This window comes from Sporosarcina sp. NCCP-2222 (assembly GCF_023168145.1).
Lineage (GTDB): Bacteria > Bacillota > Bacilli > Bacillales_A > Planococcaceae > Sporosarcina.
In genome coordinates this window covers 396108-405084 of sequence record NZ_BQYK01000004.1, presented here as the reverse complement: position 1 = coordinate 405084, position 8977 = coordinate 396108, and the positions used below count along the sequence as shown (strand labels likewise).

Annotated in this window: 9 protein-coding genes and 1 rRNA gene; 9 read left to right on the top strand and 1 reads right to left on the bottom strand. The window is 46.4% G+C overall.

Annotation, left to right across the window (positions count from 1 at the left end; genetic code table 11):
• A 5S ribosomal RNA gene (rrf, locus tag NCCP2222_RS11775) occupies window positions 1-83 on the top strand; the annotation flags it as partial.
• A 494-nt stretch (window positions 84-577) separates the two neighbouring features.
• Here the strand turns inward: rrf and NCCP2222_RS11770 are convergent.
• Window positions 578-748: a hypothetical protein gene (locus NCCP2222_RS11770; protein WP_248512539.1), complete on the bottom strand. Its 171-nt coding sequence runs from the start codon at window positions 746-748 to the stop codon at window positions 578-580.
• Between the two features lie 309 nt (window positions 749-1057).
• Between NCCP2222_RS11770 and NCCP2222_RS11765 the strand changes: the two genes are divergently transcribed.
• From NCCP2222_RS11765 to NCCP2222_RS20810, 8 genes are all read left to right on the top strand, one after another.
• Window positions 1058-1972, top strand: a complete 915-nt coding sequence (locus tag NCCP2222_RS11765; RefSeq protein WP_248512538.1) for an MBL fold metallo-hydrolase — start codon at window positions 1058-1060, stop codon at window positions 1970-1972.
• A gap of 86 nt (window positions 1973-2058) precedes the next feature.
• Window positions 2059-2883 carry a YihY/virulence factor BrkB family protein gene (locus NCCP2222_RS11760; RefSeq protein ID WP_248512537.1) on the top strand — a complete coding sequence of 275 codons (825 nt, stop codon included), beginning with the start codon at window positions 2059-2061 and terminating at the stop codon, window positions 2881-2883.
• Window positions 2880-3551 carry a response regulator transcription factor gene (locus tag NCCP2222_RS11755; protein WP_248512536.1) on the top strand — a complete coding sequence of 224 codons (672 nt, stop codon included), beginning with the start codon at window positions 2880-2882 and terminating at the stop codon, window positions 3549-3551. Before NCCP2222_RS11760 ends, NCCP2222_RS11755 begins: the two co-directional genes overlap by 4 nt.
• Window positions 3548-4927, top strand: a complete 1380-nt coding sequence (locus tag NCCP2222_RS11750; RefSeq protein WP_248512535.1) for a sensor histidine kinase — start codon at window positions 3548-3550, stop codon at window positions 4925-4927. The genes NCCP2222_RS11755 and NCCP2222_RS11750 overlap by 4 nt, the downstream gene beginning before the upstream one ends.
• A 75-nt stretch (window positions 4928-5002) precedes the next feature.
• On the top strand, window positions 5003-5401 hold the full coding sequence (locus tag NCCP2222_RS11745) for a hypothetical protein (protein WP_248512534.1): 399 nt from the start codon (window positions 5003-5005) through the stop codon (window positions 5399-5401).
• The gene (locus NCCP2222_RS11740) at window positions 5398-7515 is read left to right on the top strand and encodes an MMPL family transporter (RefSeq protein WP_248512533.1); all 2118 of its coding nucleotides are present in this window, start codon (window positions 5398-5400) and stop codon (window positions 7513-7515) included. The genes NCCP2222_RS11745 and NCCP2222_RS11740 overlap by 4 nt, the downstream gene beginning before the upstream one ends.
• Before the next feature lie 233 nt (window positions 7516-7748).
• Entirely contained in the window at window positions 7749-8486 is a 738-nt protein-coding gene (locus NCCP2222_RS11735; protein WP_248512532.1) for a sigma-70 family RNA polymerase sigma factor, read from the top strand.
• Entirely contained in the window at window positions 8476-8775 is a 300-nt protein-coding gene (locus NCCP2222_RS20810) for a YvrJ family protein (RefSeq protein WP_309295960.1), read from the top strand. The genes NCCP2222_RS11735 and NCCP2222_RS20810 overlap by 11 nt, the downstream gene beginning before the upstream one ends.
• The last annotated feature ends 202 nt before the right edge of the window (window positions 8776-8977 follow it).

Below are 8977 nucleotides of genomic sequence, written 5' to 3'. Positions count from 1 at the left end.
CCCATACCGAACACGGAAGTTAAGTTCTTCAGCGCCGATGGTAGTAGGGGGCTTCCCCCTGTGAGAGTAGGACGTCGCCGGGCAAAGGCCATCCCCTGTGGGGGATGGTTTTTTTGTGCTTGAATCTAATAGATACCGTAAGGTATCTTTAAAGATCTTATAAGAAACACTTATTGCAAGCAGGAACCGAAGGCTAGTAAAGCGGCTTTGCCGCAAGAGCTTCCCTTTGGAGCGAGATCCTGAGAGATGATCAAATCGCCAATCTCCTTGAATTCCTTTCTATCACCGTCTAACCCAAATTGATCACCGCTTGACTACAATTCTAACGGATCTAACAAGTTAATTCTTCTTCAGCTAGAGATCTCCATATAACTAGGCCATGCCTCTCCTCGTTAGTCACATCCAGCAACGTGTAGTCAGCAAAACTACAAAAGTACAACTTATTAACCACACCTATTAAGGCAGGCAATCCTATCACAGCATACCGAGCCTTACCAGAATAAATGCCCCCATCACAAAAAAAGCCGCAGTCTCATCAGAAATCTGATAAGGCTGCAGCCTAAATCTTTAGAGGATCTCAAATTGTTGAAAGCTCTTGCTTTCTTTTGTAAACCATCGTTCCTGCAATGACGAGCAGCAGGAGTGATTGGCCAATCAATGTTTCTTGAGTGGGGTAGAAGCCGATGAGGTTGACGATCGGCAGACCCGAGATGATATGAGTTGGTAAGACATCTGTCACTTGTAGCAATGAAAGATATTTTGCAGTAGAGCACTAGATAACCGGCGCGCACGCCAGAAAAACGAGGTGAACGCCAGATAACCGGTGCGCACGCCAGAAAATCGACGTGAACGCCAGAAAACACGGATGAACGCCAGAAAATCTCCATCAACCTAAGAGTCCACTCAGAGATAACCCCACACCATCCACTCACCAAGCCAATGGCATTATGTAGAGTCGGTCTCCATCCTCGAGTTGCCATGGTTACTGCAGAAAGGGTTTTTCATTGAAGAGATGAATCTTAATTTCATAAAATAGGGAAAAGGGGGATTAATCAAGATGCGTTATTCTAATTTGGATGATGTGGATGTAACAGGTTCGTTCAAAGATTTGCTGCAATGGCAACGGGAGCGCCGAAAAAAACATAAAGATTTGTCCTATCATCATCCACAGGCAAAGATCAAAGAGGTCGGCTGGCTGAAGGAGAATCGGGATGTACCGACCATCACGTTCATTGGACATTCCACGCTATTGATCCAACTGGATGGTGTGAACCTAATCACAGATCCGGTATGGGCGAAATGGCTGGGCATGTACCGGCGGCTGACTGAGCCTGGACTGCGTCTTGATGAATTGCCGGACATTGACATTGTGCTGCTGTCCCATAGTCATTATGATCATCTCCATTATCAGTCGATCAAGCGGCTGCCCGGTAAGCCAAAGTTCTTTGTGCCGGCTGGATTGAAGCGTACATTTGAGCGGTATGGTCTTTACGATGTGCAGGAGTTCCAATGGTGGGAGCATGTTCAATTTAAATCGCTCTTGCTCACATTTGTACCCGCACAGCATTGGACCAAGCGTACGCTGTTTGATACGAATCGGTCCCATTGGGGCGGCTGGGTGATTGAGCCGGATAACGGGCCGACGGTCTATTTCGCTGGAGACAGCGGGTATTTCCGAGGTTTCAAGGAGATCGGAGATCGGTTCACCATCGATTACTGCCTTATGCCGATCGGGGCGTATGAGCCCGAGTGGTTCATGAAGGAACAGCATGTGAATCCCGAGGAAGCCATTCAAGCGTTCCTTGATGCGAAAGCGGGCCACATGGTTCCAATCCATTTTGGCGCCTTCATGCTGGCTGATGATACGCCGAAAGAAGCGCTCGACCGGATGCATGCGGAGTGGGACAGGCTGAAGATGGATCCGTCTCATCTGCATGTGTTGCAACTCGGGGAGTCACGAAAACTGACATAAGGTTTTGCGGACGAAGCGGATAGTGAATGTTCAATGGAGTGAATGCGTACACTTGTTTCAAGGCTTTTTCATAAGAAAAGGAGACGATGACCATCATCCGAAACGTAGCGGTCCGCTTTTTCAAGGAGCGATTTTTCGACCAGGCCGCCCAAACGGCCTATTACCTGTTGCTTTCGATGTTTCCGTTCCTTATTTTCCTCTTTTCACTGCTCAGCTATTTGCCGGTGAATGAACAATGGCTGCTTGCATTCATCCGACCATTCGCGCCAGAAGAGGCGTATGTCATCATTGAACAGAATGTCAAAGGCCTGCTCTATAAAGTGCAAGGCAATGTCCTCTATACGAGTCTTGCTGTGGCATTCTGGCTGTCTTCTGTGGCCGTCCAGTCGCTTGCCCGGTCACTTGACCTGGCGAACGGCTACATCCGGAAATACGGCATTCTGCAGGCGATTATCCGGGACCTCGGGGTAACGCTGCTGTTCATGGCTGTCATTTCGTTATCCTTATTTCTGCCTTTGATCGAACGGTCCTTGCATGAGGTCGTGTCCTATTACGATACCTTGGAGGATTGGCAAGGCTGGCTCTATGTATGGCCTTTGTTGAAATGGGGAATTGGGACGTTGTTCCTGTTCAACTTTTTTCTTCTCTTTTACAAGGTAGTCCCGACGGGGAGAATGACATTGATGGAAGTGCTGCCCGGTGCGGTGTTTTCGGCACTTGGCTGGCAATTGTTCTCGCTCGTATTTGACGGGTATGTGCAAAAGGTGGAGTATAATCGATTATATGGCCAAATATCGGGTGTCATTCTGCTTGTCCTCTGGTTTTATATGACGGCGGTTATCATCCTGGTTTCCGGGCTGCTGAATGCGGAATGGCGCAAAGCATTGAAAAGGAAGGGGAGGTCTGGATGAATATATTAGTTGTGGATGACGATCTGCATATTTTGGAACTGGTGGCGATTCACTTGACGCAGGCGAGGTATACCGTGCAAAAAGCATTGAATGGCATGGAGGCGCTTGCCATGCTTGAAAAGAATGTGCCTGATCTCGCAGTTGTCGATGTCATGATGCCCGGGATGGACGGCTTCACCCTAACGAAAAAGCTGCGTGAGGCGGATGTACCGGTTTTATTGTTGACGGCGAAAGGGGAACTGGAGGATAAGGAAAAGGGCTTTCTAGCCGGGTCTGATGATTATGTCGTTAAGCCGTTCGAGCCGAAGGAGCTGCTGTTCCGGATCAATGCCATTCTACGTCGTTACGATAAAGCGGTCGGTGTGCAGATCGAAGCCGGCCCATTGCAAATCAATCGACAGAGCTATGAAGTTACAGTTGGCAATAAAGTGCTGCTCCTGCCGCTCAAGGAATTTGAGCTGTTGTCGGTGCTTGCCTCCAAACCGAATCATGTGTTTGAACGCGACTTCCTGATCGAGCGCGTCTGGGGATACGATTACGCAGGGGACGAGCAGACACTCAATGTTCATGTGAAACGGCTCCGTGACAAGCTTGGAAGCCTTGGAGATCCTGTCCGGATCACGACTGTGCGCGGCGTTGGCTATAAGCTGGAGACGGATGAAGTATGAAGTCGTTATATGGAAGGTTTCTGTCTTTCACGGTCGGCATAATGATGACGAGTGCCCTGGTTGCCTTTCTCGTTGTCAATACATATTACCACCAGCAGCTTAAAGGGAAAAATGATGCGAAGAATATGAACATAGCAGAGCAGATTGCGTCATTCATCGAGAACGACGAGGAACTTGACCTAAATCTGTATTTGCAGACGCAGGCAGCGATCGGGTACAAGCTGTATGTAGTGAATGAAGATCGGGAGGCTGTTCTGTACGGCGCACCTTTTAGAAAAATGGATCTTTCGGCTGCTACATTGGACGAAGTTCTTGCAGGTGATTCCTACCACGGGATGCGAGACTTGAAGACAGAGACGTTCATGACTGGATTCTTCTCCGATCAGCTGGCGAACACGGTCGGCGTGCCGTTCGCGCATGGCGGGAAAAATTATGCGTTGTTCATGCGGCCGGATATCAAGTTCCTGTTCACAGAGGTCCATTATTTGCTGGGCGGCATGGTCATTGTCATGGCGATTTTCAGTTTGCTGTCGATGCTGATTGTCGCGAAGAAACTGATCGAACCGATTACAAAGCTGACAGCAGCTACGAAAAAGGTAGCGCAGGAGCGTTTCGATGAGCCGATCGACATTCAGCGGCGGGATGAAATTGGCCAGCTGGCGAGCAGTTTTCAAAAGATGGTCGATCGGCTTCAGCAGAGTGACCGGATGAGAAAACAATTCATCAGTGACGTGTCGCATGATTTCCAGTCGCCGCTCTTAAACATTAAAGGGTATGCGACGTTGCTGCTGGACCCGGCTGTCCGGGAAGAAGAACGGACGAACTACGTGAGCATCATTAATTCCGAAACAGACCGGCTGTCAACACTTACGAAGCAGCTGCTTCTCCTTACGTCACTGGACCAATTGGAATCCCCGTTGCGCTACAAAAGGTTCCGCTTGGATGAGCAATTAAAAGACATTGTCCGTAAATATCGATGGGCGCTGGAGGATAAAGTGCTGTCCTTATCCATGGATATTGAGAAGATCGAAGTGGAGGGGGATCCCGCATTCCTCGAAAAAGTGTGGGAGAATCTGCTTTCCAACGCGGTAAAATACACAGAAGAAGGCGGGGAAATTGAAGTGGCGGCAGTGAATGAGGAGGACTGCGCCATTGTGACGGTGCGAGATACAGGCATTGGCATTCCTGCGTCCCATTTGGATAAGCTGTACGAACGATTTTACCGGGTCGATGATTCCCGCACGCGGAATATCGAAGGGACCGGGCTTGGGCTCTCCATCGTCCAACAGGTCGTCACGCTACATAAAGGAACGATTGAAGTGGCTAGTGTAGAAGGAGAAGGAACGACGTTCACCATCACCATTCCAAAATTGTAATGTCTTGTTCATGTTCCGTTCATGTTGAGATTTTAAGATAGCCATATAACATGAACGGAATAGGAGGAAAATAGAATGCAAGAAAAATGGAGTTTACGGTTAATTCGAGTGGCGGCGATTTTTGGTGTGATCGGTGCTTTTTTAGGTTCCCATATGGCAGGTTCGGGTTCCTATGCATTCCGGCCGATCCACGCTCATATTCTCGTAGTCGGCTGGTTGTCTGTCTTTGCATGGGGCGTATTTTATAAGATTTATAAAGTGCGTGCGAAAAAGCTGGTGACCGTTCACGGCTGGTCTGCTATTTTAGGATCGATCGGGTTGACTGCGGGAATGTGGTTCCAATTCATCCAGCCATTCGGTGTGAATGAAACCTTCTCTCTCATTTTCTATATCGTCGGCGGAAGCATTCTCTTGCTAAGCTTTGCGCTCTTTGTCCTTGTGACCTTGTTTGTCCAAAAGGATGGAGATAAATGACAAAAGTGAATACGAGGAAACGGTTCTGGTGGATCTCCGTCGCGGTTTGGATCCTTCTGGCAGGCGTGCTGTCTGCCTTAGCTCCAGGAGGAAAAGAGTTTGTCGTTGCCAATAAAGACGGCGGGCTGCCTTCTGACGCCGCATCTATCATTGCCGCTCACGAAGTGGAAAAGTATTTCCCGAATAACGGTGGATTGCCATTATTCGCTGTGTTCCATACGGACCAAGGGTTTTCAGAAGAGGAGATAACAGAGACTGCCAAAGCAGTTGAATCTGCCTTGGCTAGCAATGAACAATTCAAAGATATTGAAGTGCTGCCGCTTTCCATGCTGCAGAAGGAGCAACGGCAATCGTTTGTTTCAGAGGATGAGAAAACGTTTTTCATCCCGCTCTCCTTGCCTGAAACATTGGAAGGGAAGCAGTTGAATGTGCTGGTAAGTGATGTGAAAACGGCTTCGGAAGCCGATTTGAATGATCGAATCGAGGCGTCCTGGACGGGGCCGGCAGGGATTGCATCAGATGCTGTTGAGTTATTCAGCCGCGCGGACCTGGTGTTGCTTTTGTCGACAGTCGGTTTGATCCTTGTGTTGCTGCTCGTCATCTACCGTTCTCCATTGCTGACGCTCATTCCGCTCGTTGGCGCAGGCATCGTCTATGCCGTGGTGGATCGCATCATCGGATTTGCGACGAAAGAGGCATGGTTCGGAGTCGACAGCCAAGCGCTGTCCATTATGACGATTTTGCTGTTTGCGGTCGTGACGGATTACTCCTTGCTCATTTTCTCCCGGTATCGGGAAGAGCTGAAACGGCATGAAAATGCCAGTGCGGCCATGCGCGAGACAATGCGCCATGTACGGGAGCCGATTTTCTTCAGCGGCAGCACGATCGTCTTAGGAGTGGCGACGCTCTTCTTCGCACTTTATGAACCATATCGCAATTTTGCACCAGTCTTCGCGATTGCTGCCGCTGCCATGTTGATAGCAGGATTGACACTGCTGCCTGCGTTGTTCGCTTTGATTGGCAGGAAAGCATTTTGGCCGGTCATTCCGAAGTTTGGAGAGGAAACGATCGAGAAGAAAACAGTCTGGGGCAAAGTGGCGCGCGTAGTGACAGAAAAACCGCTCCGTTTCATGATTCCTATCATCCTTCTTCTTATCCTAGGAGCTTGGAATGTCACGAATATGAAGGAGTCCTATGATTTGATCGCTTCCTTCCCTGAAGATCTATCTTCCCGGGTCGGATATGAACGGCTCGGTGACGCGTTTTCTGAAGGCAGCTTGGCTCCAGGTTCACTCCTCATCGTTTCTGACAAGGAGCTGAGTCAAGAGGGTCTCCAGTCCGTCGTCAGCGACATCAAAGAAACGCCAGGCGTTGCAAATGTGACGGCGCAAGGCAATCCGCTCAATGCGGATGGGAATGCGGCAAAATTCTCAGTTACATTCAAAGGGAATCCATACGATGCGCAAGCGTTGGATACAGTGCTTACGCTTCGCGAGAAGGCAGATTCTATATTGAAGGAAGCTGGGCTGGCTGGCGCTGAGCTTCATATTGCGGGAGAGTCCGCAATCAACGCTGACGTACGGGATTTCAATGGTCGGGATACATGGGTTGTCATAATTTTGATGACGATTCTGATTTCCATCATGCTTGGCTTGCAAACAAAGTCGGTTGTGGCCCCGATCTATATGATGGGAAGCATTCTTCTATCATTTGCAGCAACGCTCGGGCTATCGTACTTCCTGTTTAGCATTTTTCTGGATCTGGATGGCATTAGTTATCGAATACCACTCTATGCATTTGTTTTCCTCGTGGCGCTTGGCGTCGATTATTCGATTATGTTGATTGCACGAATCCGGGAGGAAATGAAAGCATTGCCGTTTGATGAAGCGGTCCGGAGAGGACTGGAACGGACGGGTGGCGTCATCAGTTCGGCCGGGTTGATTCTGGCAGCGACTTTCCTCGTCTTAGCGACGATGCCTATTTATGAATTGAAGTTGTTCGGGTTCATCATGGCACTTGGTATCCTGATTGATACGTTTATCGTCCGTCCTCTACTCATCCCGGCAATCCTCGTCAAATTAGGCAAGTGGAGTTTCTGGCCGAAGAAAATGTAAAGGTTAATATGAAAGGCATCTCTGTTGGAAGGACAACAGGGGTGCCTTTCCTTTTGATAAAACATTCCAAAAACAATCCGCCTTTACCATTAGAAGAAGACTAATCAAATGAAGTCCTCTGCCTAACTCTACCCCACTGGAACCTTTATATAATAAGAACACTTTTCAGAGGGTTGAAACAAAAAAAGTTTCCTTCCGTCTAATGATTAAATTGATCCAGTGAGAGGACGGAAATGTTTAAACAAGCGGATGGATCTGTTGAAAGTGGTGGAGTGGAATACTTCCTGTTTGTCTTTTTAATTGATAACTTTAATCTAAAAAGTAATAGGTCTTTTGGGTTTTATTTCAAAAGGGTTGTATTTAGTCCTTTTCTTCCACCTTTAATAGTTATAATTAAGAACGCCGACTCTATTAATGGGGGTGTATTCATGTTAATTAATGGCCGTAGTATAAAAAACCCTTTAATAATTGGATTTTTAAGCATTGATAGTAATCGACAATTGTATAATGAGTATCTCTTGAGCAATTCAATAGAGTTAGAAGAAAAAATCAATAAAAGATTCTATATTTATTGTTATAAGGCCAGGTTAGTATCATATTTCTCCAAAACGATTTATTTTGAAGCAATCAATTATGATAAAAAGATTCGAAAATTCTCGGAGAATACTCTTTTAATCCTGGACAAGCCAATCAGTGACGGAAATTCGTGTTTAATTGAACAAATAAAAGATGAGAGTATCAATAAATATTCTCTGGAGAGTAACAATATTGAAGATTATATAAACGACTCTAGACTGCTTAACGCTGTCAAAATTTTAACGGAAAGGCAGAAACAAATATTGTATTTAGCCTATATTAAGGATTTGAAGGACACGGAGATATCGAAATTATTATTAGTCTCCCAACAATCGATTAGTAAAACCAAAAAAACTGCATTGCGCAGAATTAGAGGTGAATTGGATGCTAGATGAAATTACGATTATTCAAATGATAGGTAATGGTGCTTTTCCTATTCTAATTACAATATATTTGTTACAACGATTTGAAAAAAAGATAAATAAACTTGAATTGGCCATACATGAGTTGATCAAATGCAATAGATGTGACGAAGAGATACTAAGCCACAGCTTGGATTATAAAAAGGTGAGGAGTAAAGTATATTTAATCGAGGCCTGCTCTACAACGAAGCAATTGTTAAGCAAAGAAATTAATTACTCAGGAACCCCTCAAGACAAAAACCTTGATAATCTCACTGAGTAAGCGTCTAACAGCAATAATGTGAAAAATTATACTTTAACATAACAGGAAACCTGGATTGGGCACGTTTTACGTGTTCTTTCTGGGTATTTTTTGTGGGAAAAAGGAAAAGAAAACGTCCCACTTTGAAAATCTCAAAGAAGAGGCATAAAAAAATTAAACATAGGTTGTAAATTTACTCGTAACTCCCCTTTAAGTAATAACA